The sequence below is a fragment of the Corynebacterium variabile genome (assembly GCF_006539825.1).
Lineage (GTDB): Bacteria > Actinomycetota > Actinomycetes > Mycobacteriales > Mycobacteriaceae > Corynebacterium > Corynebacterium variabile.
Window position 1 is genome coordinate 103,162 of sequence record NZ_BJNT01000003.1, and the last position, 26,802, is coordinate 129,963.

Annotated in this window: 22 protein-coding genes, 1 tRNA gene and 1 pseudogene; 8 read left to right on the forward strand and 16 right to left on the reverse strand. The window is 66.7% G+C overall.

Translation table 11 applies throughout. The annotated features are described in order from the left end of the window. The first annotated feature begins 17 nt into the window (after positions 1-17). On the forward strand, positions 18-746 hold the full coding sequence (locus tag CVA01_RS01470) for a M23 family metallopeptidase (RefSeq protein ID WP_141328065.1): 729 nt from the start codon (positions 18-20) through the stop codon (positions 744-746). A gap of 100 nt (positions 747-846) precedes the next feature. Here the strand turns inward: CVA01_RS01470 and CVA01_RS01475 are convergent, their stop codons facing one another. From CVA01_RS01475 to CVA01_RS01495, 5 genes and pseudogenes are all read right to left on the reverse strand, one after another. Next, entirely contained in the window at positions 847-2,556 is a 1,710-nt protein-coding gene (locus tag CVA01_RS01475) for an ABC transporter family substrate-binding protein (RefSeq protein WP_141328067.1), read from the reverse strand. A 110-nt stretch (positions 2,557-2,666) separates the two neighbouring features. Beyond that, positions 2,667-4,586, reverse strand: a pseudogene (locus CVA01_RS01480) (ABC transporter ATP-binding protein). Beyond that, positions 4,583-5,515 (reverse strand): ABC transporter permease, encoded by a 933-nt coding sequence (locus tag CVA01_RS01485; RefSeq protein ID WP_141328069.1) that lies wholly within the window; start codon positions 5,513-5,515, stop codon positions 4,583-4,585. Before CVA01_RS01485 ends, CVA01_RS01480 begins: the two are co-directional and overlap by 4 nt. Position 5,516: 1 nt before the next feature. After that, the gene (locus CVA01_RS01490; protein ID WP_141328071.1) at positions 5,517-6,476 is read right to left on the reverse strand and encodes an ABC transporter permease; all 960 of its coding nucleotides are present in this window, start codon (positions 6,474-6,476) and stop codon (positions 5,517-5,519) included. A gap of 249 nt (positions 6,477-6,725) precedes the next feature. Then, complete coding sequence (locus tag CVA01_RS01495) at positions 6,726-9,509, reverse strand: UvrD-helicase domain-containing protein (protein WP_244938084.1); 2,784 nt, start codon at positions 9,507-9,509, stop codon at positions 6,726-6,728. A gap of 101 nt (positions 9,510-9,610) precedes the next feature. Between CVA01_RS01495 and CVA01_RS01500 the strand changes: the two genes are divergently transcribed. Continuing rightward, positions 9,611-9,946 carry a chorismate mutase gene (locus CVA01_RS01500; RefSeq protein ID WP_174775587.1) on the forward strand — a complete coding sequence of 112 codons (336 nt, stop codon included), beginning with the start codon at positions 9,611-9,613 and terminating at the stop codon, positions 9,944-9,946. Between the two features lie 49 nt (positions 9,947-9,995). Here CVA01_RS01500 and CVA01_RS01505 read toward each other — a convergent pair whose 3' ends face one another. Next, positions 9,996-10,841, reverse strand: a complete 846-nt coding sequence (locus tag CVA01_RS01505; protein ID WP_014010617.1) for a S1 family peptidase — start codon at positions 10,839-10,841, stop codon at positions 9,996-9,998. A 234-nt stretch (positions 10,842-11,075) separates the two neighbouring features. Between CVA01_RS01505 and CVA01_RS01510 the strand changes: the two genes are divergently transcribed. The 4 genes from CVA01_RS01510 (at position 11,076) to CVA01_RS01525 (ending at position 15,697) form a co-directional block, all read left to right on the forward strand. After that, a complete protein-coding gene (locus CVA01_RS01510; RefSeq protein WP_073883280.1) occupies positions 11,076-11,870 on the forward strand; it encodes a DeoR/GlpR family DNA-binding transcription regulator in 795 nt (264 codons plus the stop codon). After that, positions 11,867-12,844, forward strand: a complete 978-nt coding sequence (locus CVA01_RS01515) for a 1-phosphofructokinase family hexose kinase (RefSeq protein ID WP_141328075.1) — start codon at positions 11,867-11,869, stop codon at positions 12,842-12,844. The genes CVA01_RS01510 and CVA01_RS01515 overlap by 4 nt, the downstream gene beginning before the upstream one ends. After that, positions 12,841-14,991, forward strand: a complete 2,151-nt coding sequence (locus CVA01_RS01520; protein ID WP_014010620.1) for a PTS fructose transporter subunit IIABC — start codon at positions 12,841-12,843, stop codon at positions 14,989-14,991. The genes CVA01_RS01515 and CVA01_RS01520 overlap by 4 nt, the downstream gene beginning before the upstream one ends. An 82-nt stretch (positions 14,992-15,073) precedes the next feature. Continuing rightward, positions 15,074-15,697: an LppP/LprE family lipoprotein gene (locus tag CVA01_RS01525; RefSeq protein ID WP_141328077.1), complete on the forward strand. Its 624-nt coding sequence runs from the start codon at positions 15,074-15,076 to the stop codon at positions 15,695-15,697. A gap of 24 nt (positions 15,698-15,721) precedes the next feature. Here the strand turns inward: CVA01_RS01525 and CVA01_RS01530 are convergent, their stop codons facing one another. From CVA01_RS01530 to CVA01_RS01565, 9 genes are all read right to left on the reverse strand, one after another. Beyond that, positions 15,722-16,219: a hypothetical protein gene (locus CVA01_RS01530; RefSeq protein WP_014010622.1), complete on the reverse strand. Its 498-nt coding sequence runs from the start codon at positions 16,217-16,219 to the stop codon at positions 15,722-15,724. Positions 16,220-16,331: 112 nt separating this feature from the next. Further along, positions 16,332-16,586, reverse strand: a complete 255-nt coding sequence (locus CVA01_RS01535; protein ID WP_052302520.1) for a hypothetical protein — start codon at positions 16,584-16,586, stop codon at positions 16,332-16,334. A 222-nt stretch (positions 16,587-16,808) separates the two neighbouring features. Continuing rightward, complete coding sequence (locus CVA01_RS01540) at positions 16,809-17,234, reverse strand: hypothetical protein (protein ID WP_141328080.1); 426 nt, start codon at positions 17,232-17,234, stop codon at positions 16,809-16,811. Positions 17,235-17,473: 239 nt separating this feature from the next. After that, on the reverse strand, positions 17,474-18,019 hold the full coding sequence (locus CVA01_RS01545; RefSeq protein WP_141328081.1) for a type 1 glutamine amidotransferase domain-containing protein: 546 nt from the start codon (positions 18,017-18,019) through the stop codon (positions 17,474-17,476). 9 nt (positions 18,020-18,028) lie between these two features. Then, positions 18,029-18,193 (reverse strand): hypothetical protein, encoded by a 165-nt coding sequence (locus CVA01_RS15165; protein WP_234946263.1) that lies wholly within the window; start codon positions 18,191-18,193, stop codon positions 18,029-18,031. After that, positions 18,169-18,771 carry an SDR family NAD(P)-dependent oxidoreductase gene (locus CVA01_RS01550; RefSeq protein WP_244938085.1) on the reverse strand — a complete coding sequence of 201 codons (603 nt, stop codon included), beginning with the start codon at positions 18,769-18,771 and terminating at the stop codon, positions 18,169-18,171. Before CVA01_RS01550 ends, CVA01_RS15165 begins: the two co-directional genes overlap by 25 nt. Before the next feature lie 142 nt (positions 18,772-18,913). Beyond that, a complete protein-coding gene (locus tag CVA01_RS01555) occupies positions 18,914-19,846 on the reverse strand; it encodes a VOC family protein (RefSeq protein WP_141328083.1) in 933 nt (310 codons plus the stop codon). A gap of 191 nt (positions 19,847-20,037) precedes the next feature. Then, positions 20,038-20,111: transfer RNA gene (locus CVA01_RS01560), tRNA-Met, on the reverse strand. 157 nt (positions 20,112-20,268) lie between these two features. Next, positions 20,269-23,337 carry a UPF0182 family protein gene (locus tag CVA01_RS01565; protein WP_170209652.1) on the reverse strand — a complete coding sequence of 1,023 codons (3,069 nt, stop codon included), beginning with the start codon at positions 23,335-23,337 and terminating at the stop codon, positions 20,269-20,271. Positions 23,338-23,460: 123 nt separating this feature from the next. Here CVA01_RS01565 and CVA01_RS01570 point away from each other — a divergent pair, with 123 nt between their 5' ends. After that, on the forward strand, positions 23,461-24,027 hold the full coding sequence (locus CVA01_RS01570) for a PPA1309 family protein (RefSeq protein WP_014010642.1): 567 nt from the start codon (positions 23,461-23,463) through the stop codon (positions 24,025-24,027). A gap of 22 nt (positions 24,028-24,049) precedes the next feature. Here the strand turns inward: CVA01_RS01570 and CVA01_RS01575 are convergent, their stop codons facing one another. Beyond that, the gene (locus CVA01_RS01575; RefSeq protein WP_174775588.1) at positions 24,050-25,204 is read right to left on the reverse strand and encodes a YlbL family protein; all 1,155 of its coding nucleotides are present in this window, start codon (positions 25,202-25,204) and stop codon (positions 24,050-24,052) included. A 95-nt stretch (positions 25,205-25,299) separates the two neighbouring features. Between CVA01_RS01575 and CVA01_RS01580 the strand changes: the two genes are divergently transcribed. After that, on the forward strand, positions 25,300-26,763 hold the full coding sequence (locus CVA01_RS01580; protein ID WP_014010644.1) for a zinc-dependent metalloprotease: 1,464 nt from the start codon (positions 25,300-25,302) through the stop codon (positions 26,761-26,763). Positions 26,764-26,802 lie beyond the last annotated feature (39 nt).

Consider the following 26,802-nt stretch of genomic DNA (forward strand, 5'->3'; position numbering starts at 1 on the left):
TGGAGACACTGCAGACAATGACTGAAGCGCAGCAGCACACCAGCCACCGGAAGTTGGACACCTCGGCCAAGCGTCGGATGGCTTTCGCCGCCGTCGCCGTGACCGGAGTCGCCACCGCCGGTGCCGCGGGTGCAGGTGCCGCCACCGTCCAGTCCGCAGACCGGGACGACGCCACCGTCGCCCTCGCGTCCGACTCCAAGGTTCTCGCCCAGGGTTCCTCCGAGGCCCCGGCCGCGGAGTCCGCAGCCCAGATCCTCGCCGCCCCGCAGGACCTCAACTTCGACAACCTCAATGCGCAGCTGACCAGCGCCCTGGACTTCAACGCCGCGCGTATCGCCCAGGACCTCCTCAACCGCACCCCGCAGACCGTCAAGCCGACAGACGGTACCTACACCTCCGGCTACGAGATCCGCTGGGGCACCATGCACAAGGGCATCGACCTGGCCGCCCCGCTGGGCACCCCGATCGTCGCCGCCCAGTCCGGCACCATCATCGATGCCGGCCCCGCCTCCGGCTTCGGCAACTGGGTCCGCATCAAGCACGATGACGGCACCATCACCGTCTACGGCCACATGCAGACCATCGACGTCACCGTCGGCCAGCAGGTCTCCGCCGGCCAGAAGATCGCCGGCGTCGGCAACCTCGGCTTCTCCACCGGCCCGCACTGCCACTTCGAGGTCTACCCCGACGGCGTCAACCCCGTTGACCCGCAGGGCTGGCTCGCCGAGCGCGGCGTCCAGATCTAGTCTCCGCTCCCCCGGACAGCCTGACTGTCACAGGCGTCTACCACAGAAAAACCCCCGCATCCCGGTGAGGATGCGGGGGTTCTCTGCTGTTCCGTGGAGACTACTTCTCCCAACCGATGTTCTGCACGGGAACCTTGGCGAAGCCGAGTGCGCCGTAATTCGCGAGGCCCGGGGTGACGGCCCAGATGTCCGGACCGTTGAAGGTCGGCATGATGCCGTACTCGGCGAAGGCCTCCTTCTCGAGCTCGTTGGCCTTCTCGATCTGCTCGTCCGGGTCACCGATCTGCTGCAGGTCGCGGATCTTGGCGTCCAATTCCGCAGAACCGGTACCGGACTTGTTCAGCTCGGACTCCGAGTTGTAGATCTGGTCGAAGTAGGCGACACCGAAGGGATCGGTGGAGCTGAACCCCATCTGGAAGATGTCGAAGTCGCGCTCCGTGGTCACCTTCGAGAAGTCGGAGGACGGACGCTCCTGGATGGTCATGTCCACCCCGATGTCCTTGAGCATCTTCTGGATCGCGGTGGCCTGGGCCTTCTGCGCCGGGTCATCGCCGAGCAGCACGTACTTCGGGGAGAGCTTCTCCCCGTCCTTCTCACGGATGCCGCCGGAGCCCTCGGTCCAGCCGGCCTCGTCGAGCAGTTCCTTGGCCTTCTCCGGGCCGAAGGAGACCTCTGCCCCGAAGTTGTCGTCGTAGCCGTCCTGGGTCTGGAAGAGGACGAAGGAGCCGGGCAGATCCTCGGTGTAGTTCAGACCGTTGAAGCGGATCTTCGCCAGCTGTTCACGGTCGATGCCGGTCATGATGGCCTCACGGACCGCGACATCCTCCAGCTGCGGGGACTTGCCGTTGAGGGTGACCAGGTAGTTGGAGGGACGCAGTGCGGTGCGGATGTCTGCCTTGCCTTCACCCATGTTCGAGGCCGTGGCGAAGCGGTCCTTGGTGGCCACCCGGGTCGCGTCCAACTCACCGGCCTGGAAGGCGTTGAGGCTGGCCTGGTCCTCCAGGTAGCGGTAGGTGATCTTGTCCAGCTTGCCCTCGTCGCCCCACCACTTCTCGTTCTTGACGAAGGAGACCTCACCGGTGTTGAAGTCGGCGCGGTCGACCTTGTACGGGCCGGCACCCCACTCCGGGTTCAGCTTTTTGAGGTAGGCGGTGTTGAAGGTGTCCGCGTCCTTCACCTGAGGCGGCAGGACGTAGTTGAACAGTCCCTCCCACCACGGGTACTCCTGCTTGAAAGTGACGACGGCCTTCTTGTCGTTGTCGCCCTTGGTGACCGAATCGATGAGCACGTAGCCGTCGGAGCTGGAGATGTTGTAGCCCTCGGCATCGCCCTTGTTGGCCTTCCAGGTGTTCTCGAAGGCGGTCCAGTCCAGCGGCGTGCCGTCGTTGTACTGGGCCTTGTCATTGATGGTGTAGGTCACCACGGTCTTGCCGTCCGCGGTCTCCTCGGAGACATCGGTGAGGTAGTCCGGGTTGGCCTGGAAGTTGCCCTCGGCGTCGAAGAGCACCATCTGCGGATTGTAGAAGTCCCAGACGTAGTTCGTGTACAGGTTGCCGTCGGCCTGGAAGGGATTCTGCTGCTCGGACAGTTCCTCGAGCCAGAGGGTGGCGTCGCCACCGTCCTGGATCTCGTCGCGGTCCTTGTCGTTGATGTCGGATGCGGCCACAGAGCCGGAGTCGCTGGCCTCGGGGCCGTCGTCGTCGCTGCCGCCACAGGCGGCGAGGGCGAGCATGGTCGCCGTGGAGATCGCGAGGACGCTACGGGTGCGCCACCGCCGTCCACGTGTCGGTGCGGAGGTGTAGAGCTTCATGGTCTTCTCCTCGTGTCAGAAGGGGGATGAACGGACGTCAGGGCATGGTCAGACCGGGTGGGCCGCGCCCGTCCCGGTTCCTGTGCTGCGGTCGCATGACATGTCCGGCTCTACGAGCCGCTGTTCTGCAGGGTGGTGGCCGCCCGCTCGTGACGGGCACGTTCGACAGCCGGGTCAGGGACCGGGATCGCCGAGAGCAGCTTCTTCGTGTACTCGTGCTGCGGGTGGTCGAAGACCTCGTCGGTGTCTCCCTGTTCCACGAACTCGCCCTTGTACATCACCGCGACGCGGTCCGAGAGGTGCCGGATGACCGAGAGGTCGTGGGCGACGAAGAGGAAGGAGATGCCGAGGCGTCGTTTGAGGTCGTTGAGCAGGTTGAGGACGCCGGCCTGGATCGAGACATCCAGTGCGGAGACCGGCTCGTCGAGGACGATGAGCTTGGGGTTGGTCGCCAGTGCGCGGGCCAGGCCGATGCGCTGGCGCTGACCGCCGGAGAACTGGCCGGGGAACCGGTCGGGCTGGTCGGGGTCCAGGCCCACCAGCCCCATCATCTCGGTGACGCGGTCGTCGACATCCCCCTCGTAACCGAGGGAATGCAGTGGCTCGGCGATGATCTCCTTGATGGTCATCCGCGGATCCAGCGAGCTCATCGGGTCCTGGAAGACGATCTGGATGTCCTTGCGGACCGCGCGGCGTTCACGGTTGCTCATGGACCCGGCGTCCTTCCCACCGAGGAGGATGGTCGTGTCCTCCGGCGGGGTGAGGTCCATGATCTAGAGCAGGGTGGTGGTCTTTCCGGAGCCGGATTCTCCGACGATGGCCATGCACTCCCCCGCCCGGACCTCGAAGGTGAGACCCTTGACGGCGTCCACCGTACCGATGCGGCGCTTGACAAGGGCACCCTTGACCAGGGGGAAGGACTTGTGGAGATTGGTTACTTCCAGGGTCTGGTCGCGCTCCTCACGCGGGACACCGGCGTACATGTCCGCCGGAAGTGTGGGCGCGGCGAAGAGATCCTTGCCGTCGAGCTTTCCGCCGGAGATCTCCTCGGAGCGGATGCACGCGGTGGCCCGTTCCGGGGCGTTCGCCAGGGCCGTCAGCTCCGGCTCACCGTCGAGGCAGGCGTCGGTGGCCACCGGACACCGCGGCGCGAAGGTGCAGGCGTGGGGCAGGTCGACCAGGGACGGCGGGGTGCCGGTGATCGGGGTGAGCGATTCGGTGGCCGGCCGGTCGACCCGCGGCGTGGAGCCGAGGAGACCGACGGTGTAGGGCATCTTCGGTTCGGTGAACAGGGCGTCCACCCCTGCCCGCTCGACCGGTCGCCCGGCGTACATCACCATGACGTCGTCGGCGGTGCCGGCGACGACGCCCATGTCGTGGGTGATCATGATCGTCGCCGCGCCGGTCTCCCGCTGGGCCAGTCGGATGACGTCGAGCACCTGGGCCTGGACGGTCACGTCGAGCGCGGTGGTCGGCTCGTCGGCGATGAGGACGCGGGGGTTGTTCGCGATCGCGATGGCGATGACCGCGCGTTGGCGCATGCCGCCGGAGAACTCATGCGGGAACGATCGGACACGCTTGTCCGGTTCCGGGATACCGACCAGGTCGAGCAGCTCGACGGCCTGCTTCCAGGCCGCAGACTTCGACACGTTCTGGTGGCAGAGGATCGCCTCGACGATCTGGTCGCCGACGGTGAAGACCGGGGTCAGGGCAGTCAGCGGATCCTGGAAGATCATGCCGATGCCGTTGCCGCGGATGTCGCACATCTCGCGGTCGGACATACCGACGAGTTCGCGGCCGTCGTAGGTGATCGACCCGGTGATCTTCGCGTAGTCCGGGAGCAGGCCCATCGCGGCCATGGAGGTGACGGACTTGCCGGAGCCGGACTCGCCGACGATGCCGAGGGCGCGGCCCCGGTAGAGGTCGAAACTGACGCCACGGACGGCGTTGACCGTGCCGGCCTCCGAGGGGAAGGAAACGGAGAGGTCACGGACCGAGAGGACGGGGGTGTCTGTGCTGGTGCCGGTCATGCTCGGCCTCCTGCCGAAGAGTTGGGGTCGAGGGCGGCACGCAGGCCGTCGGAGATGAAGGCGATGGACACCGTGAGCAGGGTCAGCGCTCCCGCCGGGAACCAGAACTGCCAGGGAGCGGCAGTGAGGTTGCCGGTGCCGACCTGCAGGAGGGTACCGAGGGAGACATCCGGCAGTTTCACACCGAGGCCCAGGAAGGACAGGCCCGTCTCGCTGGCGATGGTGGAGACGACAGCGAGGGTGAACTGGATGACCAGCAGGGAGCCGATGTTCGGGATCATGTGGCGGACAATGGTGCGGGCCCTGCTGACGCCCATGTAGCCGGCGGCGCGGATGTAGTCGTTCTCGCGGACCGACAGCGCCATCGACCAGATCACGCGGGCCGCCATCATCCAGCCGAAGACGATGAGCACCAGGGTCAGGGCCTTCCAGTCACCGCCGGAGCCACCGACAATGAGTGCGATGAAGAGGAAGGACGGCACGGCGAGCAGCAGGTGGATGATCCACAGCAGGAGTTTCTCGACGCGTCCGCCGTAGAGCGCCATTCCGGTGCCGATCAGGGCAGAGATGATCGTGGTACCGAAGGCGACGAGCAGGGCGATGGTCAGCGACCGGCCGAGGCCGTGGACGGTCTGCGCGAAGAGGTCGTTGCCGGCGTCCGTGGTACCGAACCAGTGTTCACCGGAAGGCTCGGTCGAGAGGTTGAGGAAGTCGGGGTCACTGTAGGACCACTTCGTCAGGTGCGGCCCGACAACGGCGGCCAGGACAAGGAAGACGAAGATCACCACGCCGACGACCGCCATCCTGTTCCGCAGGAACCGGCGGACGTAGAGCATGGTCTTGCTGGTGCCGCGGCGCTTCGCCACAGTGACCGGGGGCTCCTGCGGGTCCGGGGCAGAGGCCGCGTCCTGGAGATTCTGGATGGTCATGTCAGTTCACCCGCACTCTCGGGTCGAGGATGACGACAAGGATGTCGGAGAGCACCGCACCGAGCGCGGTGGCGACCGCCCCGAAGGCGGCGACGGCGACGGCTCCGTTGACGTCGTTTCTGGTGATGGTGTCGATCGTGTACTGACCCATGCCGTTCCACCCGAAGATCTTCTCGGTCATGATGGCTCCGACGAAGATGCCGGGGATGGAGAAGGCGACGTTGGTGTCGACCGGGATCAGCGAAGTCCGCAGCGCGTGACGGCGGATGGCCTTGCCGCGGCCCAGGCCCTTGGCCCGGGCAGTACGGACGTAGTCTGCACCGAGATTGTCGAGCAGCAGGCTGCGCTGCAGCATGTGGTAGGTGGCGTAGGTGATGATCACCAGGGAGATGGTCGGGAGAATCAGATGCTGTGCGACGTCGACGAGCACGGGGAAGAACCCGTGGACGTCGGAGTTCCTGGATCCGGTGACGTAGAAGATGCGGCTGTCGGAGGTGTCGTTGATCCACCGGCCGACAGTGACCACGGCGACGGAGACGACGACGACGTGGAGGTTCAGGGTGACGATCGAGATACCCTGCCAGACACGATCACCGACCTTGTACTGGCGGGAGGCGGTGTAGACGCCGACGGCGACACCGATGACCACGGAGAGGATCGTCGCCAGCAGCAGCAACTGGGCGGAAGTCCACATCCGGTAACCGACCTGCTCGTTGACGGAGTCTCCGATCGGAGAAGTCCCCCAGTCCCAGTGGAGGACCACCCCGGTGATCCAGGACCACCACCGTTCCAGCAGAGGCTGGTTCGGGCTGAGGTTCAGCGGTGTGAGAATATCGTCGATCTGTTCCGGCGACATCGGAGGACGCCGACCGACATAATTCGACCGTGGATCAAGGAAGGTAGCGGCCAGGAACCAGGCGAGATTCGTCGCGATGACGATCACGCCCAACCAGGTGGCCACGCTCTACAGAATGTATCTGAGCATGTTGTGGGCAGTCTTCCGGGAGAGGCTGGAATGTGGTGGGCCGCGGTCAACGGCCTGTCGACGGTGGTCACCCGCCATTCACACCCCAGCAGATTCAGTGTGTTCCCTGGAATCTAGCAGCAAATCCACATACTGACACCCCCAAACACGTAAATACCCGGTTACCTATTTTTTCAGTACTGTTACCCCCGGATTCGAGATACCTTGTCCGTTCCGGATTCGGCTCTAGAGCTTCTCCATCGGGACTCCACCGATCAGCATGAGCCGAACCGTTCCACTGGCTCCGAAGTCGATGGTGGCGGTGGCGCGCACCCCGGACCCGTCGACGGTCTTGACCGTGCCGAGCCCGTACTTGTCGTGGTTGACCCGGTCCCCCACGGCCAGTTCCAGTGGCTTCCCGCCGGACAGTGGCGAGGACGGTGCCTTGCGCCTGGGGGCGGGAGAGGACGACTGGCGGGAACCGTAACCGGACCCGCCGCCGTAGCCGCCACCGAAGCCTCCACCACCGAAGCTCGTACCGTCGGCGTAACCACCGGAGGTCGACGACCCCCAGCCACCACCCCAGGACGGAGTCGGCTCCTCACGGATCCAGTCGATGAGTTCACCGGGGATCTCGTCAAGGAAGCGCGAGGGCGGATTGTTGGCGGGCGTCCCCCAGGATGACCGCGTCACCGCGCGCGAGAGATACAGCCGCTGACGGGCACGCGTGATGCCGACATAGGCCAGACGCCGTTCCTCGGACAGTTCGGTGGGATCGCCCAGTGCACGCTGGTGCGGGAACTGGCCGTCCTCCCACCCGGTGAGGAAGACCACCGGGAATTCCAGCCCCTTGGCGGTGTGCAGGGTCATCAGCGTGATGAGTTCCTGCTCCTCACCGGGAATCTGGTCCGCGTCCGCGACCAGGCTGACGCGTTCCAGGAATGCCTGGAGGCTGCCCGGTGCCGGCTCGCCCTCGGAGAGCACGGCGTCCGCGGCAGCATCTGCGTCAGATGCAGCGCCACTCTCCTGCTGCGCCGCGGTACCACCTGCAGTGTCCGGCATCGCCTCATAGGCGGCGAGATTCGCGGCCTCCTGGGAGAACTCATGGCCGACGGAGACCAGCTCATGGAGGTTGTCGAGCCGGGAGCCGTCCTGCGGATCGTTCGATTTCTCCAGTTCCGTGGTGTAGCCCGTGCGGTCCAGGACGTCACGGATCACCGCGCCCAGATCGGGGATCTCCAGGGAGGATCCGTCGGACGCCTCCATGACATGGCCGGGCAGATCCTCGCGCAGACCGTCCATGAGCTCCAGGAACCCGGCGATGGCGTTGCGTCCCCGGGAACTCAGGCCCGGCACCTCGCCGGCCGCCGCGGCACGCAGACCACCGGCGAAGCTGAGGTCCATGTTCTCGGCGTGCACGCTGACCTGCGAAATCGCCCGGTCGCCGATACCGCGGCGCGGGGTGTTGATGATGCGGCGCAGGCCCATCGTGTCCTCGGCGTTGTCGAGGACCTTGAGGTATGCCACCACATCCCGGATCTCCCGTCGTTCGTAGAACCGCGTACCACCGACGACCTTGTAGGGCAGGCCCGAACGCACGAGCACATCCTCGACCACGCGCGAGGAGTTGTTCGTCCGGTACATCACCGCGATATCGCCGTAGGTGGCGTCCCCGTCGTCGACGAGCTGGTCGATGGTCTGGGCGATGAACCGGGCCTCGTCATGCTCGTTGTCGGCGACGTAACCGCCGATCAGCGGGCCGTCACCCGAATCCGTCCACAGCTTCTTCTCGCGGCGCCCCTGGTTCCGGGCGATGACGGCGTTCGCCGCCGAGAGGATGTTCTGGGTGGAGCGGTAGTTCTGTTCCAGAAGGATCGTCTCGGCATGCGGGTAGTCGCGCTCGAACTCCTCGATATTCCGGATCGTCGCACCACGGAAGGCGTAGATCGACTGGTCCGCGTCACCGACCACGCACAGTTCGCCGGCACCCGGCCCCTCCCCCACGAGCGTGGAAACCAGCACGTACTGGGCGTGGTTGGTGTCCTGGTACTCGTCGACGAGCACATGGCGGAACCGGCGGCGGTAATGGTCTGCCACCGCCGGGTTGGCCTGCAGCATCCAGACGACCTCGCCGATGAGATCGTCGAAGTCCACGGCGTTCGATTCACGCAGCCGCGCCTGGTAGTCGCGGTAGACCAGGGCGATCTGCTCGCGGTGCCGGTTGCCGTCCTCCTGCGTCTCCTTCAGCGCCTCGGCCGGCCCCTGCAGTTCGTTCTTCCAGTTGGAGATGATGCTGAGCACCGCGCGCGGAGCGAACTCCTTGAGGTCGCAGTCGTGGTCCTTGAGCACCATGGTGATCAGACGCTTCTGGTCATCCGAGTCATAGATGGTGAAATTGGTGTTCAGCCCCTCGATGAGCTGAGCATTCGCCCGAAGGATACGGACACACAGGGAGTGGAAGGTGGACAGCCACATCCGCTCGGCGACCGGGCCGACCAGATCGGTGACACGTTCGCGCATCTCCGCGGCGGCCTTGTTGGTGAAGGTGATCGCCAGAATCTGCCAGGGCGCGACACCGTGGGCGAGCAGCCACGCCACCCGTCGGGTGAGCACACTGGTCTTGCCGGAACCGGCGCCGGCGACGATGAGCAGCGGCGACCCGTGGTGGACCACGGCGGCACGCTGGGCCGGGTTCAGCCCGGCAAGCAGCTCCTCTTCACGGGCTGCCAGCCCGTTGCCACCCCCGGTGCGCAGGGACGCCGGAGCGGTCGCCCGCTGCGGCGCGGACGTTGCACCGGCACTCCCCGAGGTCATGTCCGGGGAGTGCGGCTCCGGCGGCAGTTCGGGCAGTGGGGCGAGGTGGGCGACCGAGACAGCGAAGTCCGCCGCGAAACCGTTGAGCAGGTCACCGGCGTCGTCCGGGGGCAGGTCCTCCTCCGGCGGGGCGTCCCATCCTGCGTCCTGCCCGGACTCGTCCGGAAAGGCGTCCTCAGGGAACGGGATCTGCCCGTCGAAGGGGTTGTCGGACATGCCCTGGTTCACTGTGCGGTGCTCCTCGTCAGCTGTATTTCACGGCCCTGTGTTCGGGTCTTGTCCACCCTACAACCCGTGCGGACGTAGAATTACCGACCATGAGCGAACCTTCGAAGGGGCCGGAGAATGAGGCCGTGAACTCCGCCGCCGAATCGACACTGAGCAGCGGTACCGATGATCCCCTGTCGGACGCCGAGATCCAGGCCTACCGCCTGGAGATCAACGAGCTTGACCGCACGATCATCGAGGCGGCGGCGCGCCGCTCCGAGGTGTCCCGCATCATCGGGAAGACGCGCAAGGCGTCCGGGGGCACGAAGCTGGTCTACGCACGCGAGACCGCGATCCTCAACGAGTACCGGGACGCCCTGGGCCAGGAAGGCGTGGCCATCGCCAACGCCCTGCTGCAGCTCGGCCGCGGCCGACTCGGGCAGTAACCGCCCGGTCCCCCACCGGACTCGCGGTCGGTCCTGTTCAGGCCGTAGTTCAGGCCAGGTGGAATCCGGCGCCGACACCACCGGCGGCGTCCATCTCCGCGGCGACGGAGTCCCAGGTGGAGACGAACACGGGGGAATGTGCCGCGCCCTGCAGCGGGGTCACGCAGGCCGGCACGGAGGACAGGCCGCCGCTGAGGACGCCGACCAGACGGTTGCCGGCGTAGACCGGAGCCCCGGAGTCGCCGTGGGCCGCGCACAGGTGGGTGGCCAGGTCATCGCCGACCTGCATCACGGCAGGGCCGCAGCTCGTGCCGGTGGTGATACCGGTCTTGCACACGGTGGTGGGGGCACCGCCGCCGAGCGTGGAGAGCGAGGCGTTGTTGTAGGTGTTCGTCACCCGGGCGTTCCCGTTGAGCAGGATGATGCCGTTGTCCTGGGCGCCACCACGGACATAGGTGCCGATGAGGGTGCCGTCGGGGTCGTCTCCGGAGCGGACCTCGTCACCGGCGACACCGCAGTGGCCGGCGGTGATCGCCACGGCGTTGCCGGCGGCGTCGTAACCGGCGACGGCCGCGGTACACAGGGATTCCCCGACGACCAGCGGGGTCGAGGGGCCGACGAGGACCGAGGGACGGATGGACTCCGCCTCATCGGGGACGCCGGGCGAGGTGAAGTAGGCGCCGGGCACCCGGTGAGGGCCGGGTTCACCGGTGACGGTGAGGAACGCGTCTACGGGGTCGATGGTCTGAGCTCCGGCGGTGGCCGGGGAGGCACCGAACATGCCCGCAGCCAGCAGCGCGGAGGCGCCGACGGCGCGGCGTCCTGCCGGACGGGAGGAGGAGAAGACGGAACGCATTGCGGAGAGTGCCCGGTAGGGGCGGAAGTGACGCGGCATGCCCTCAATCTACCGCCATTGTGATTTCCCACCCCTACCCCCGAATTTTCGGGGCATACAGACCACCCCCGAATGGGAGGCACATGCCCGTTCGCGACCGTTTATGACCATTTACCCCTGAATACCGGCAATTATCCCTTGACTCACCACACATTCCCACAGATAATCACCCCTGAGAGCTTTCCATCAAGGAAGCACTCGTCTGCCCACTGACCGGAACGGAGGTCACGCCCGGTGTACGCGACACTTCGACAGGACATCATCGCCGAGGAGATCAACTCCCACGGCGCCATGACTGTCGCCGAACTCGCGGAGAAGCACGGCGTCTCCGCCGAGACCGTCCGCCGGGACCTCGACGTGCTGGAGAAGTCCCGGCGCGTCTCCCGGGTCCACGGCGGCGCGGTGCCCTGGCTGCAGGGACAGCGCCGCACGGGAACGGGCACCAGCAGCAGCGGTACCGAGACCGCCGTCTCCGAGCGGCAGACTTCCGCACGTGAGGCCAAGGAACGGATCGCCATCGCCGCCGCTGGACTCCTGCCGACGACCGGTTCCGTGATCGTGGACGCCGGCACCACCACGGTGCTGCTGGCCGACCCGATCCTCAACCACCCGGACCTCGCCGTGGTGACGAACTCGCTGATGCTCGCCCACCGGCTCTCCGCAGCGGACCACCGTCTGCTGCGGATGGTCGGTGGCCGGGTCAGGGGCGTCACCCAGGCGGTCGTCGGGGCGGACGCCGTCGCGGACTTCGAACGGTTGCGTGCCGATGTCGCCTTCCTCGGCGCCAACGGCGTGACCGCCGGATTCGGCCTGTCCACCCCCGATCCGTCGGAGGGACAGACGAAGACGGCGATGGCCCGCTCGGCGCGTCGTCGCGTCGCCCTGGTGGACGCCACCAAGCTCGGCGAGGAACTGCTCTACTCCTTTGCCCGTCCCTCGGACATCGACATCCTCATCACCGACGCCCCGGAGGACCACCCGGTCGTCCGGGAGCTCACTACCCACGGATTGGACGTGATTCACGCGTGATCATCACCGTCACCCCGAACCCCAGTATCGACCGCACCCAGGTCCTCGCCGACCCCCTGGGTGTGGGCGCGGTGAACCGGGTAATCTCCGGCACCGACCAGGCCGGCGGTAAAGGCGTCAACGTCGCCACCGTGCTGCACGCCGCCGGTGAGGAGGTCACCTCCGTGGTCCCGACCCCGGACGTCGGCCCGTTCGCCGAACTCGTCGGCGAGAGCCAGGTGCCGACGAAGTTCATGGAGTACGGCGTCCCGGCGCGGACGAACCTCACCCTCGTCGACGCCGACGGGGTGACCACGAAGATCAACGAACCGGGCCCGTACAACAACGGCAATGCCCTGGCCACCAGGGTCAGTCACCTCCTCGACGGGGCGACCTGGCTGGTGCTCGCCGGATCGCTGCCGCCCGGATACCCCGACAACTGGTACGCCACGGTCACCGCCGAGGCGCACCGGCACGGGGTGCGCGTCGCCGTGGACACCTCCGGTGCCCCGCTGACCGAACTGGTCCTCGCCGGCGCCTCGGTCGCCGACTCGACCCCCGACCTCATCAAGCCGAACACCTTCGAACTCGCCGAGATCCTCGGTCTCACCCCGGCCGAGGCCGGATCCATGGAGGACGCCGCGGGCCGCGGTGAGCTCGACGAGGTGGCGGACGCCGCTTCGCAGCTGGTGGACCGCGGTTTTCCCGCGGTCGTGGTGAGTCTGGGCGCGGCCGGTGCCCTGCTCGCCACCGCCGAGGGGTCCTGGTTCTGCCCCAGCCCCAAAGTGGAGGCTGTCTCCACCGTCGGTGCCGGTGACTCGACCCTGGCCGGCTACGTCCTCGGCGATGTCCGGGGACTGGCCCCGGCCGACCGTCTCGCACTCGCCGTCGCCCACGGCTCGGCCGCGGTGACCCTGCCCGGCACCACTCTCCCGATCCCCGAAGACCTTCCCCACGACCTGCCGACACCCCGGCAGACTAGGAGAGCATCATGACCACCCCGGAAGACAGCGCCGACCGCCCGGTGCTCATCCCCGAGCTCGTCAGCCTGGACGCGGGTCTGCCCGCCGACAAGGATGTCGTGCTCAACGCCCTGGCCGACCTGCAGGTCGATGCCGGACGCGCCACCGACGCCACCGTGCTGCTCGGTGACATCCACGCCCGTGAGGCCCAGGCAGCCACCGGTCTGCCCGGCGGCATCGCCATCCCCCACTGCCGAACCACTGCGGTGGACGCCCCGTCCCTCGGCGTGGCACGACTCTCCGAGCCCACTGACTTCGGCGCCGAGGACGGACCCGCGGACCTGGTATTCATGATCCTGGCGCCCGCCGGTGCCGGCAAAGAGCACCTGAAGATCCTCTCGACCCTGGCACGGTCCCTGGTCAAGAAGGACTACGTGGAGGCCCTGCGCTCCGCGTCCTCGGAAGAGGAGGTCGTCGCGCTGGTGACGGAGAAGCTCAACGCGAAGAAAAAGAAGAAGGCCTCGGCGGACCCAGAGGCGACTCCGGAAGCTCCGGCCGCTACCACGGCTGCCACCGCAGGGTCCGCCCAGGACAAGACCCCGCAAGCGGCCCCGGCCAAGAAGGTCACCAAGCTCGTCGGCGTGACCTCCTGCCCCACCGGCATCGCCCACACCTACATGGCCGCCGACGCCCTCACGGGTGCGGCCGACAACCGTGACGACGTTGAGATCGTCATCGAGACGCAGGGTTCCTCGGGTACCGGGAAGCTGACGAAGGAGCAGATCGAGGAGGCGGACGCCGTCATCTTCGCCCACGGTGTCGCCGTCCGCGAAATCGAGCGCTTCGCAGGCAAACCTGTCGTGGACGTCCCGGTGAAGAAGGGCATTTCCGAGCCGGAGGAACTGATCAACCGTGCCATCGAAGCGTCCACCGCAGAGAACCCCCGGCGCGTCGCGGCATCCGGCGGTGGAGAATCCGGCGGTGACGACGAGGACGTGGGCAACCTCGGCTGGGGCTCACGCATCCAACAGGCCGTGATGACCGGTGTCTCCTACATGGTGCCCTTCGTCGCCGCCGGTGGTCTGCTCATGGCCCTCGGCTTCCTCATCGGCGGGTACAACGTCTCCAATGTCTGGGAGACGGCTGTCAAGGACTTCTCGCTGTGGAACCTGCCTGACCACCTCGACTACATGATGGACGGCAGCGAGGAAACGTTCAGCTCCGACCGCTCCGGCCTGCTGCTCTACCTCGGAGCCGTCTTCTTCGGTGGCGGTACGACCGCGATGAGCTTCCTGGTGCCCGCACTGTCCGGATACACCGCCTACGCGCTGGCGGGACGCCCCGGCATCGTCCCGGGCTTCGTCGGTGGCGCGATCTCGCTGACCGTCGGCGCCGGCTTCATCGGTGGACTGATCACCGGTATCATCGCCGGCCTCGCCGCCATGTGGATCCAGTCCTACAAGGTGCCGCGCTGGCTGGCATCCATGATGCCGGTGGTCATCATCCCGCTGGTCGCCACGCTCATCACCGCAGCGTCGATGTTCCTCGTGCTCGGCCGCCCGCTTGCCGCGATCATGGACGGCCTGCAGAACTGGCTGACCGACATGTCCGACAGCTCCGCCTGGCTGCTGGGCATCATCCTCGGCCTGATGATGTGCTTCGACCTCGGTGGCCCGGTGAACAAGGCCGCCTACCTCTTCGCCACCGCCGGGCTGTCCACCGGTGACGACGCCGCGCTGAAGATCATGGCCGCGGTCATCGCCGCTGGTATGGTCCCGCCGCTGGCCCTTGCGCTGGCGACGACGGTGCGTCCGAAGCTGTGGACCAAGGACGAGAAGGAGAACGGCAAGGCGTCCTGGCTACTCGGTGCGTCCTTCATCTCCGAGGGTGCGATCCCGTTCGCCGCGGCGGACCCGCTGCGCATCATCCCATCGATGATGGTCGGTGGTGCCGTGACCGGTGCGATCTCCATGCAGCTCGGCGCGATGAGCCGCGCCCCGCACGGTGGTTTCTGGGTCGCCCCGCTGATGGACAACGCCTGGGGCTTCGTCCTGGCCGTGGTGGTCGGCACGCTCGTTTCCGCGGTAACGGTGATCATCGTCAAGCAGGTGACCGGGAAGAAGGACGCCGCTGCTGCGTCCGACTCGACGCAAGAGGCTGCCGCCCCCGCTACCGCGTAACACCAGACGCACCCCGATGGCACCCCTGGGCATCTCCAGGAGTGTCAGTATCGTTGAGAGGTGAACAGGAGGTGCATCCACCATGTCCACCACACGCACCCGACACACCCTGTCTTCGCTGTCTTCGCTGTCTTCGCTGTCTGCAGTCCTCGCGGCCGGCGTCCTCGTCCTCGGCGCCTGCAGTTCCGACGACACCGCGGCATCCGACTCTCCGTCCGGGACCGTGACGGTCACCGCCGGCCCTCCGGACAGCACGGTCGCTCCTGGCCCCGGCGGTGAGGGGGACGGTGGAGAGAGCGACGACTGTTCCGGGTTCACCGGCGCCGACGCTGTCGCCCGCTGGGCGGGGGACGTCCCCCCGAACTCCGGTGGCTACCCGTGGGCCCCGGAATCGGCCGAGACCGACGGCTACGACCCCTGCGCCGACCTCTCATGGATCATCCTGCCCATCGAGGGCGGCACCGCCTCCTCCCCGTACCAGATCATGCTCTTCCACAACGGCTCCTATCTCGGCACCGCCACCTCCGACGACTACGGCTTCTACCCCGACATCTCCCGCGTCGACGACGCGACGGTCTCCGTCACCTGGCACTGGCCGAAGGACGGCGAATCCAATGTCGGACGCTCCGGCGAGTCGACCGCCCAGTTCACCTGGGACGAGTCCACGCAGTCGGTCCAGATGAACGGTGAAGTGCCGCCGGTGTGACCCACCCCGCCGACAGAGCAGTGATCAGGAGTTCTGCGCGGTGACGAGCAGTACCCGGGCAGGCACCGTGAGCAGTCCGGCGGAGTTCAGCATCGGCGTCAGCTCCGCACGCGCGTCAGCGAGTGCGTCCTCCCACTGCCCCACCGGCTCCAGGACCCGCCGGACCTGCAGCCCCACCCTCCCGACACAGGCGACGGCGAGACGCTCCGTGACATCGTCTGCTCCGGAGTGACCGTACGTGACCGGCTCCACCAGTTCGACGACCTCGATGCCGGACCAGCCGGCCGCAGTGAGAATCCCGCTGATCCGGTCGGGATCGGCGAACCACCGGGCACCAGGTCGGTTCGGCACCGGCCCCTCCGGTCGCCTTCCGCCGACCTGCTCCGCGCGCTCCGCGGCACGGCGCATCCCCAGGTGGAACATGTCCTCCTCCCCCGGCCAGCAGACGAAGGACAGCCTCCCTCCTGAGGTGGTGTGAGGCCGTAGCGTCGTGAATGCGACGACCGGGTCAGCGAAGAACATCACCCCGAACCACGAGATCACCCGGTCGACCGGTGATCCGGGCAGCGGTCCTCCTGCGCATCGACCTCGACCACGGTCGCCCCGGGCACCCGGTCGCGGGCGGCGGCGACCATCACCGGGTCGAGATCCACGCCGCCAGATCCCCCACCGGGACGCCTGCGGCATGTGACTGCTCCAGCATGGTCCCTGCATCGCACCCGATGTCGAGCACCCGGTGCTCCTGGTGGAGGTCGGATGCGGCGAGCAATGCCCTGGTGAACGGGGCGAAGACACGGTCGTAGATCTGCTCGTCGTGGACCCAGTCCGTGGATTTCGACGCCCAGTCGGTCCGGGCGTCTGGTGGTGTCGGTGTGACAGGGATGGACATTTCGGTGCTCCGGTGCGGTGTCGGTGGAGTGCCCGAGGATACCCCCATCCGAGATCACCCGTAGACGACAAGCGACAGGTCAGGGTCGTCCGGCACCGTCACGGTGAAGAACCTGCAGGCACGGACAGTGGGTGCCGCGGGGTCGTCAGTGATACCGAGACCCCCACGCAAGGTACCGATCCGGTTCTCATAGGGCACGTAGCGGCTCCACAGCGACCGGAACTACGGTTCCTCCAGCAGCATCTGGACCGTCGCCCGCAGTGCCGCGGATGCCGCCCCGGTCGCCAGTTTCATGTGCACCAGCCCGATGACCTCCGCCGCCTTCTCCCGCCGGTCTACGTACACGCGGCGGCTGACCGCACAATTCTCCGGGAAGGAGAGGTACTCCACCAGAGACACCTGCGACGGCGGATCATTCACACCGGGGAAGAGGATACTCGAGCTCTCCTCGTCCGGGAGAGTGAGATTCAGGTCCCGGTCGAGAATGTGCTGCATGGTCGCCTCCGGGAAATGGCCGACGATGGCTTCGAGGACGCCCCGCGCACGCCGGTTGTCCTCGGAGGAAACGGCCGCCGCCGGCAGCGAACTCACTCCGAACAACAACCGGAGATACCGCCTGTCCGCGTCACCGAACTGCAGGGCATCCATGATTCCGGTGAGTATCGAGGGCGACGGATTGAGCATCCGGCCCTGCTCCGGCTTCGCGTAGTAGACGAGGCTGATCCCGGCGGCCCAGGCGACCTCCTACCGACGCATACCGGACACCCGGCGGTCCCCGACCGGATCGAACACCGGGGAGACCGGATCAGGGGCTATCCCGCCCCGGCGGTCCCGGAGAAATCCGGAATCCGCGTCCTTCCGGTGGTTCCGGAGGTCAGGGACGCTCATCAGTCGGCGACTCCGAGGGCAGCGAGCAGCTCACGGTTGAATGCGGCCAGATCGTCCGGGGTGCGTGAGGTGATCAGCGGAAAACCGTTGGTGGCGTCCACGACGACCTCACTGTCCTCCCAGTCACCACCGGCGTTGACGATGTCGGTGGCGAGACTGGGGAACGAGGTCAGAGTCTTGCCCACCAACAGGTCGGCGTCCACCAGCAGCCACGGACCGTGGCAGATCGCGGCGACCGGACCGCCGACGGCGGCGATGTCCCTCACCAGACCACGCGCATCGGAGTCGGTACGCAGGCTGTCGGCGTTGAGGGTGCCGCCCGGGACGACCACGGCGTCGTACTCCGACGCCACGGCGTCCGCCAGGGTGATGTCGCTGTCGACATCAGGTCCGGGCGCCTTGTCTCCGCCGAGCGTCCTGATGCGTCCGCCGTCGGTCGATGCCACGACCACTTCCACACCGGCGTCGCGCAGTGCTTCGATAGGACGGAGGATCTCGTCGGTCTCCGTGCCGTAGTTCGTCGAGATGACCAGTGCTTTCTTCATGAAGTGCTCCTATTCTGCTGCCGGGGTGTCTGCCGCCGGCGTGTACGGGTCGATGTCGTATGCGGTCTGTACCAGCTCGGGGCGGGTACCGTCGGTGAGCGTCCGAGACCATTCTGCGTCCAACTGTGCCCTGACGTCCTCGACGGAGTTCACCGGAAGGACGTGACGGTACATGGCGTCTTTCCCCGTGAGGACGTCGATGCTGGTCGTGATGACCTCTTCGTGGTCGAACTGCTCATACGGGAAGGCGGGCCCGTTGTAGTTGTAGAGGCGGGTGGTGGGTTGATCGTAGCCACGGTCACGCCGTACTCCGCGAGTTCCTGGTCGAGGGCGTCGGCGAAGGCCTCGACAGCATGTTTCGACGCTGCGTAGGCACCGGTGAACGGGTCGACAGTCAGGCCTGCGACCGACGACATGAACACTATTCGTCCGGACTTCTTCGCCGCCATCTGCTTCGCGATGCCCTGGGTCAGGAGGACCGGCCCGAAGACATTGACCTCGAACTGACGGCAGATGACCTCGGCCGGCAGGTCGACGGTCGCACCGCCGTCGGATATGCCGGCATTGTTCAGCGGTACGTCGACACCCCAATCCAGTGCCTTGGCGCGGTCCCCCTCATCGGTGACGACGGGTTTCTCGACCCGCAGTTCCACACCGCGGTCCCGGCCCTCAGCCCGGAGGGTGTTGACCTGAGCGATGATCTCGACACTGGCGACGACGGCGTGTCCCAGTTCGGCGAGGCGTAGCGACATCTACCTGCCGAAGCCACTGCCTGCCCCGGTGATCAGGTAGGTGCTCCACGTCTGTGAGTCTGGTGTCTGAATGCGCACCACTCTGCGTCGGCCACGTCCCGGACGGCCTGGCCCTGTCGGTACCACCCGGTCGGAACCGACCTCAGAAGTCTTCGATGACCAGTTTCTTCATCGCCATCATGTGCTCGTAGGCGTCTGGCTGTTCCATGAGTTCAGCCAAGTTCTCCGGCACCACCTGCCAGCTCACGCCGTAGCGGTCCTTGAGCCAACCGCACTGCTCCGCTTCCGGGACCGCCGAGAGTGCCGACCAGATCCGGTCGATCTCATCCTGGTCGGCACACCGGACCTCCAGCGAGACTCCCTCAGTGAAGCCGAATCCGTGGTCGTAGCCCATGTCATTGCCGACGAACCACTGGTTACCGATCCGGAACTCGCCGAAGGCCAGTGCGTCCGCCGAGGCGGGACCGGTGGGCTCACCGTAGGGGAAGCGGTGCCCCGACCCACTGCCACCGGGGACGTCGGCGAACAAGGACGTGTAGAAGTCCGCCGCCTCCACGGCCTTGTCCTGGGCGTCCCCGCCGAACATCAGGGTGGGCACGAGGAACGGACGGGGGTCGCCTGAGGGGTCGGTGAGCATGAGCTGCCAGTTGACCCCGTAGCGGTCGGCGACCCACCCGTAGTGTGGTGAAAACGGGTACTTCCCCAGTTCCATGAGAACGCTGCCTCCCTCGCACAGGGCTTCCCATGTCCGGTCGAGGGCGGTGCGTGCAGCAGTCGTGGCGGTCTCGTCGGAACCGCCGAACAGCAGCGGATCGAAGTTCAGCATGAAGGACAGCGCCGGGGTGGTACGGAACTCGTCGCCGCCGTTGACCAGGGTGAGTCGCGTCCCTGCCACGGTGACGGCGACGGTCAGCGGTGCGCCGGCGAACTCCGCCTGGAGATCGGCCAACCCGGTCTCCGGGTATCGTGCCTCGACCTCGGCGTCGGTGAACGGCAGGGCCTCCGCGTAGAAACGGCCGGCCACCTCTGCCTCACGGTTGATCCAGATATTCGGGATGATGCGCTGCAGGGACATGACAGCTCCGTTCGTCAGGAGAACTTTCCTGTCAATGCTACCGATGCGGCAGATCCGCAGATGGGGCTTCGTGTCTGCGGCACGAAGAGACCGAGAATCCCCGGGCCCCGGGAACCCTCATAACCCGAGACTCCTGCCGTCCCCCGGACACGACGAAGGCCCCCGGATTTCTCCGGGGGCCTCGTCCTTTGTAGCGGGGGCAGGATTCGAACCTACGACCTCTGGGTTATGAGCCCAGCGAGCTACCGAGCTGCTCCACCCCGCGACGGGTGACTGAAGAAGAACCAGTCTGTGCGACCCGCTCTCTCAGCGACTCCCATAGTGTAGCGCGCACACCGGACAATGTGAAATCCCCTGGTCACCCCGGAAATCGGGGCGATCAGGGGATCACAGGACCGTCAGCGACGCAGCACCGTCAGCGACTACTTGTCCGCGGCGGCGATAGCGGCGTCCAGTTCATCGAGGGCCTTACCGAACTCCTCGAAGGTGCCGTTCTCACGGGCGTCCTGCACTGCTTCCATGGCGTCGTTGATTCGCGTCATCTGCTCGGTGGTCGGCGCGCCGCCGGTACCGGTCCCGCTGGTCGCACCGGAGCCGGAGCTCTGGTCATCCGAGGAATCGTCCTTGTCGGCGTCCGAATCCGAATCGCTGTCCGTGTCGGTGGAACCGGTGTTGCCCGAGCTCCCGTCATCGCCGGTGACGTCCGTCACCGCACCCGGGTCGATGCCGACCTGCTCGAGTGCCCCGGAGATAGTCGGTGCGTATCCGACCTGACCGTTGTAGCTGACGAGTACACGAAGCAGCTTCGGGAATGCGGACTCCTGGTCGGCACGCTGCGAGTACACCGGCTCGACGTAGAGGATCTGACCGTCACCGACCGGCAGGGTCAGCAGGTTGCCGTTGGTCAGGGTGTTGGAACCCTGCAGCAGGGTGCGCTCACGGGCGATCTCGTCGGAGGACATCATCGTGTCCTGCGCCTGCTTCGGACCCTGGGCCTGGGTGTTCGTCGGCAGCTGGCGGACGTAGATCCGGCCGTACGTCTCCGGATCGGAGCTGACCGTCATGTGTGCCGACAGGAACTCACGCCGCAGACCACGGAACGGGGTGATCAGCTGGAAGCTCGGCTTGTTCGTCACCGGGTCGGTCGCGACCACGTGGTACGGCGGCTGAGCCAGATCCTGGGCGCCTTCCGGACCGGTGGGGTCGGAGGGCACGGACCAGAAGGCGTCGTTGGTGAAGAACACGCCCGGGTCATCAACATGGTACTTGGCGATGAGTTCGCGCTGGACCTTGAACAGGTCCTCCGGGTACCGCAGGTGGTCCATCAGCTCATCGCTGATCTCGCTCTTGTCCTTGACGATGTCCGGAAAGACGCCCTCCCAGGCCTTGAGCACCGGGTCCTCCTCGTCGAACTCGTAGAGGTCGACGGAGCCGTCGTAGGAATCCACCACGGCCTTGACGGAGTTACGGATGTAACTCACCGAGTTGGTCACCGCATTCTGCTGGGCGGCGGGATCGTTGACCACGGCGTCCGCGATCGCGGAATCCAGCTGGGTGCGCTCGGCGTAGGGCAGGTTCTCCAGGGTGGTGTAACCGTCGACGACCCACTTGATGCGGCCGTCAATGACCACCGGGTAGGTCTTGGAGTCGGTGGTCAGCCACGGGGCGACCTTGTGGACACGCTCACGCGGGTCACGGTCGTAGAGGATCTTCGAGTCGTCACCGATGACGTCGGACAGAAGGATGTTCATCTCCTGGTACTTCGCGGCGTACATCGCACGGTTGAAGAAGTTGGAGACGTTCACGCCACCGGTGCCGGTATAGGTGTAGCTGGTGTTGTCGGTGTCGTACTCACGGTCACTGCCGGAGCCGTCGTCACCGACGATGGCGTAGTCCTCGCCCTGGTTGACCGAGCCGGAGATCGTCGGACCGAAGTAGATGCGCGGCTGATCCAGGTCGAGCTTGAGCTCGCCACCCTGGTCGCCCCCGGCGTGCTGCAGGTCGGCGACGGTGTAGACCGGGTAACCGCCACGGGCGGACGCGGCGTCCTGCGCGACCTCGTCGACCTTGTTGGCCGGCGCGGCGATGAAGCCGTTGCCGTGGGTGTAGACGGTGTGCTTGTTGATCCAGTCGGTCTGGTTGCCGGACAGCGAGTTCGGCTCGATCTCACGGGCTGCGACGACGAAGTCACGCATTTCACCGTCGACGTCGTAACGGTCCACGGACAGCTCGTCGGAGAAGCCGTAGAAGTTACGCAGCTGCTGCTGCTGGGTGAAGGTCGGCGACAGCACCTCGGGATCGAGGAGGCGGATGTTCGACAGGGTCGGGTCATCGTCGGCGATGGAACGACGCTCCTTGGCGTCACCGGAGGTCTCACCACCCCAGTTGCGGTCGTAGATGACCTGTCCGTCGGGGTTCTCGTAGTCCTCCCGGGCCGTGTCCGTCCTCGTCTCGATGCCGTAGGCCTCACGGGTGGACTCGATGTTGCGGGCGATGTACTCCCGTTCCTTCTCCGCACGGTTCGGGTTCACGGAGAACTGCTCCATGACCGCCGGCCAGCCGACACCGATCGCCAGGGAGGAGACGACCATGAGGACCACGGCGAGAGCCGGCAGACGCAGGTCGCGCAGCACGAGGGTGCCGAAGAACATGATCGCCACGAAGATGGCGACGATGAGCAGCAGGATCTTCGCCGGCAGCACCGCGTTGATGTCCGTGTAGGAACCGCCGGTGAAGGTGGAGTGCGCCTTGTTCAGCAGACCGTAGCGGTCGAACCAGTAGTCCGCGGCCTTGATCAGCATGAAGATACCGGCGATGACGGCGAGCTGACGCAGTGCCGGGGACTTGATGCCGGCCTTCTCACCGGTGCGGGGGTTACCCGTGGTGATGTTGCCGAGCAGGTAGTGGCCCACCAGGTTGATGATGAAGGCGACGATGACCAGGACGGACAGCGTGGAGAGGATGAACTGCAGCAGCGGCAGGGTGAAGGCGTAGAACCCGAGGTCCTTGTGGAACTGCGGGTCGGTGACGCCGAAGTCACCACCGGACATGAACAGGCGTACGGTGCGCCAGTTGCCCTGGGCCACCATGCCGGCGATGATGCCGACGATGACCGGGATGATGACCAGGAAAGGACGTAGCGAACGACGGATCGCCGGCTGGTGCTCTGCCAGCGGGGAGGACGCCTCGAGCCCGGCCAGGGATTCCGGGGACTTGTCGGCGGAGCGGTAGGCGGCGAAGGCCGCACCCCATACGACGGCCCCTGCGACAAGGGCGAACACGAAGAACAGGATGATGCGGGTGATGATCACCCCCCAGTACACCTTCGGCATGTCCATCGACTGGAACCACTTGAGTTCCGTGTAATTGGACACGAGGACCGGGAGCAGGAAGACCAGGACCACGAGAACGACGGCGATGGTGCCGAAGATCTTCGCTTTCCGCCCTGGTCTGGGCAGGTCGGGCAGGGACGGGACGGACGGTAATGACAAGGGGGCGCTCTTCTCCTGGCGGTCGGGCTGTGGCCCGGGGACGGTCGGGTGACGACAGTGCCCGGGGCGTAGTGCCTAGAATACCTACCGACTGTACTGCGGCCGACGAGAGAGGGACATAAGATGAACGACGCTCACCACAAGCTCGACTACCGGAGCGACCTGCGGCCACTCACCGCGGCGCTCCGCGAGGCCGTGGACTTCGTCCATGCCGAGGGCTGGGACCGTCCGCCGACACTGTTCGCACTGGTCCCCGCCCATCTCGTGCAGGACACGCTCGCCGCCGGAGGTCAGGAGACCGACCTGGACGCGGCGCAACATCCCCTGACCCTCGTGGTGCAGGATGAACTGCCGGAGCACATCCTCCCCGGCTCAGAGGAACTCGGCGACTACATCGCCTCCGCCCAGTGGCCCCCGCTGGTCGTCGGGGCGGTGCTCGCCCAGGAGATCATGTTCTCCAATGCCGCCCCCGGCGCCGACCCCACTCCCCGCCCGGCGCGCTTCTTCTCCGGCATCGTCGACGGCGGCCCGGACCGTACGCTGGTCCAGCTGCGTCCGACCGAGGAGGAGCTGGACGCCGATCCCTTCGGCCAGGACCGCGTCGAGCTGCTGGGCGGCGACAATCTCGCCCCCGGTGTCATCGCCGCGCTGCGGGCGTCCTTCGAGCAGGACGTCTTCGGGGACGACTGACCGGGGTCACCGGGAAGTACAGCTAGCCGCAGGTCTGGACATCCTCGCCCTTGTCGTGGGCGGTGAGCGCGTCGACCGCGCCGTCGAGGGTGTCCACCTCGAGCAGCGTCATGTCGCCGCTGTCCGCCGAGGCGGCCTCGGAGCAGTTGCCGGCCGGGACGAGGAAGACCGAGGCGCCCGCGTTCTTCGCCGCGGAGATCTTGTGGGTGATCCCGCCGATCGGTCCGACGGTGCCGTCGGAGGCGATGGTGCCGGTCCCGGCGACGAACTCCCCACCGGAGAGCTCCCCGGGAGACAGCTTGTCGACCACGGCGAGGGAGAACATGAGACCGGCCGACGGGCCGCCGATGTCCTTGAGGTTGTATTCGACCCGGATCCCGTCGGCGGGCTGGGCGACCATGGTGACACCGAGGAAGGCCTTGCCGTTGCCGCCGGTCGCGGCCTCGGCGTCCTCGTCGCCGGCGAGCTCGTCGGGCATCTCGCCGAGGGTGACGGTCTCCGTCTCCTTCTTCCCGCCGCGGTCGATGCCGAGGGTGACCTCGTCGCCGGGCGACTTGTCGCCGATCGCCTCGGAGACATCACCGGGCACGGTGACGTCGGTGCCGTCGACGGAGGTGATGACGTCGTTGATCTTCACTGTGCCGTCGGCGGGTGCGCCCTCACTGACGTCGTAGACCATGGTCTCCAGGGGGCGTCCGAGGTGGTTCATCGCCGCGACCGTCGCATTGGACTCCGAGGACGCGAAGGCGGCGGCATTCTGCCGCGCAACCTCCTCGGCGTTCGAGTTGGCGGGGATGACGGTCTCCAGCGGCACGACCGTGTCGTCGCTGGCGAGCCAGCGGCCCATCATCTGCGGCAGCGTCATCTTCGTGCGCACCGCGACGGTGGTCATGTTGAGGTTGCCGGAGGTCTCGTCGAGCTCGTCGGCGTCCACCCCGGTGATGTCGACGACCGGGGTGCCGTCGACGTCGCCGAGCGTGTTGTAGGTCGGCCCCTCCCCCTCCGCGGCGAAGGGGACGGTGAGGTTGATGTCGGTGCCGGGGACGGTGGTCATGCCGAGCAGAGCGACCATCACGACGACCGGTAGGGCGCCGACGGCGATTGTGCGGACACGGCGGCGACCGCCGGTGACCGGGGTGCCGGACTGGGCGCCGGAGGAGGGACTACGGAATTTCACCCGTCCCACCCTACCGTGGACATGTTCGCTGACAGCGCACGCATCCGGGCCCTCGTGGGCCGCGGGGACGCCGGGGGCGCAGGTAGGCTCAGGACATGCGCAACTTCGGATTCGGCTCCAACGACGAGAACGACGACCGTGACGACAACGGCAACGAGAACAACGGGAACAACAATGACCCGTTCGGTTTCGGCGCGAATCCCTTCGGCTTCCTCTTCGGCGGACAGGATGGTCAGGGCGGTTTCGGCCAGCCCGGACAGGGGGGCCAGCAGGGTCCGGGGATCGGGGACATCCTCGGCCAGTTCGGCGCGATGCTCAGCGGTTTCGGCCGTGACATGAACTCCCCGGACGCCCAGGGCCCGGTGAACTACGCCCTGGCCGGCCGGATCGCACGTCAGCAGATCTCCGGTGCCGCGGCCCGCAACCCTTCCAGCCATGACTCGCAGGCCGTCGCCGAGTCCGTGCGTCTGGCCGAGCTGTGGCTCGACGAGTCCACCGTGCTCCCCGCCGGTGCGACCGGGTCGGTCGCCTTCTCCGCCGAGAAGTGGCTGGAGGAGACGATGCCGCGCTGGCGCCGGATCATCGACCCCCTGGCGTCCAAGCTGGGTGACGCCACCCTCGACGGGCTGCCCGAGGAAGCCCGCGAGCAGCTCGGCCCGATGACCGGCATGCTCAGCCAGATCAACGGCATGAACTTCGGCATGCAGCTCGGTCACGCCCTCGGCGAGCTGGCCAAGGAGGTCGCCATCTCGACCCAGTGGGGTATCCCGCTGGCGGACTCCACCGTCGCGGCGGTCGCGACCGCCCGGCTGGACGACCTGTCGAAGAAGCTCGGTGCCGAACGTCGGGAGACACTGATCTACCTCGCGGCCCGTGAGGCCGCTCACCTGCGTCTGTTCCAGCACGTGCCGTGGTTGGTGGAACGCCTGATCCTGGACGTGGAGGAGTTCGCCACCGGCCTGTCGCTGGACAACTCCGCCCTGGAGGAGGCCACCCGCGAGTTCGACCCGGAGAGCATGGGCGATCCGCAGAAGATGCAGGAGATGATGGAGCGCCTGCAGAACCAGGATCTCGCCCCGAAGATCGTCTCCTCCACCGACCACGCCCGGATCCGGCTCGAGACCAGCCTGTCGCTGGTCGAGGGCTGGGTGGACTACGTCGTCGGCGAGGCGCTGGGCAACCGGCTGCCCACCACGGCGAGCATCCAGGCGGCATGGTCTGTCTTCCGCGACTCCGACCAGCCGGGGATGTCCGCACTGGCCAGGACCGTCGGTATCGACCTGTCCGCCCCGAAGGCGAACCAGGCCGCCGAGCTGTGGTCGCGGCTGACCTTCGCCGTCGGCAAGGAGCGCCGGGACGCGGTGTGGAACCACCCCGACTTCCTGCCGGTCGACTCCGACCTCGACTCCCCCGCCGAGTTCATCGACTCGATCCTCGGCGAGACCGAGGGCAAGGACTTCGATCCGATCAGCGAGATCGAGAAGCTGGAGCGCGAGCTCAACAAGGGCGAGGACGACAGCTCTGACGGGGACTCCGACGGGGACGATGCCGACAAGTAGCCCCGCGTGGGAGTGACGGAACTCCCCGCAGGTGTCGCA

Coding starts and splice junctions, on each gene's coding strand:
- CVA01_RS01520 (WP_014010620.1), top strand. CDS start 12,841: ATGACCACCCCGGAAGACAGCGCCGACCGCCCGGTGCTCATCCCCGAG.
- CVA01_RS01505 (WP_014010617.1), bottom strand. CDS start 10,841: ATGCCGCGTCACTTCCGCCCCTACCGGGCACTCTCCGCAATGCGTTCC.
- CVA01_RS01500 (WP_174775587.1), top strand. CDS start 9,611: ATGAGCGAACCTTCGAAGGGGCCGGAGAATGAGGCCGTGAACTCCGCC.
- CVA01_RS01550 (WP_244938085.1), bottom strand. CDS start 18,771: ATGTCGCTACGCCTCGCCGAACTGGGACACGCCGTCGTCGCCAGTGTC.
- CVA01_RS01475 (WP_141328067.1), bottom strand. CDS start 2,556: ATGAAGCTCTACACCTCCGCACCGACACGTGGACGGCGGTGGCGCACC.
- CVA01_RS01570 (WP_014010642.1), top strand. CDS start 23,461: ATGAACGACGCTCACCACAAGCTCGACTACCGGAGCGACCTGCGGCCA.
- CVA01_RS01525 (WP_141328077.1), top strand. CDS start 15,074: ATGTCCACCACACGCACCCGACACACCCTGTCTTCGCTGTCTTCGCTG.
- CVA01_RS01535 (WP_052302520.1), bottom strand. CDS start 16,586: ATGTCCATCCCTGTCACACCGACACCACCAGACGCCCGGACCGACTGG.
- CVA01_RS01470 (WP_141328065.1), top strand. CDS start 18: ATGACTGAAGCGCAGCAGCACACCAGCCACCGGAAGTTGGACACCTCG.
- CVA01_RS01545 (WP_141328081.1), bottom strand. CDS start 18,019: ATGAAGAAAGCACTGGTCATCTCGACGAACTACGGCACGGAGACCGAC.
- CVA01_RS01580 (WP_014010644.1), top strand. CDS start 25,300: ATGCGCAACTTCGGATTCGGCTCCAACGACGAGAACGACGACCGTGAC.
- CVA01_RS01530 (WP_014010622.1), bottom strand. CDS start 16,219: ATGTTCTTCGCTGACCCGGTCGTCGCATTCACGACGCTACGGCCTCAC.
- CVA01_RS15165 (WP_234946263.1), bottom strand. CDS start 18,193: ATGTACCGTCACGTCCTTCCGGTGAACTCCGTCGAGGACGTCAGGGCA.
- CVA01_RS01485 (WP_141328069.1), bottom strand. CDS start 5,515: ATGACCATCCAGAATCTCCAGGACGCGGCCTCTGCCCCGGACCCGCAG.
- CVA01_RS01495 (WP_244938084.1), bottom strand. CDS start 9,509: ATGTCCGACAACCCCTTCGACGGGCAGATCCCGTTCCCTGAGGACGCC.
- CVA01_RS01540 (WP_141328080.1), bottom strand. CDS start 17,234: ATGGATGCCCTGCAGTTCGGTGACGCGGACAGGCGGTATCTCCGGTTG.
- CVA01_RS01555 (WP_141328083.1), bottom strand. CDS start 19,846: ATGTCCCTGCAGCGCATCATCCCGAATATCTGGATCAACCGTGAGGCA.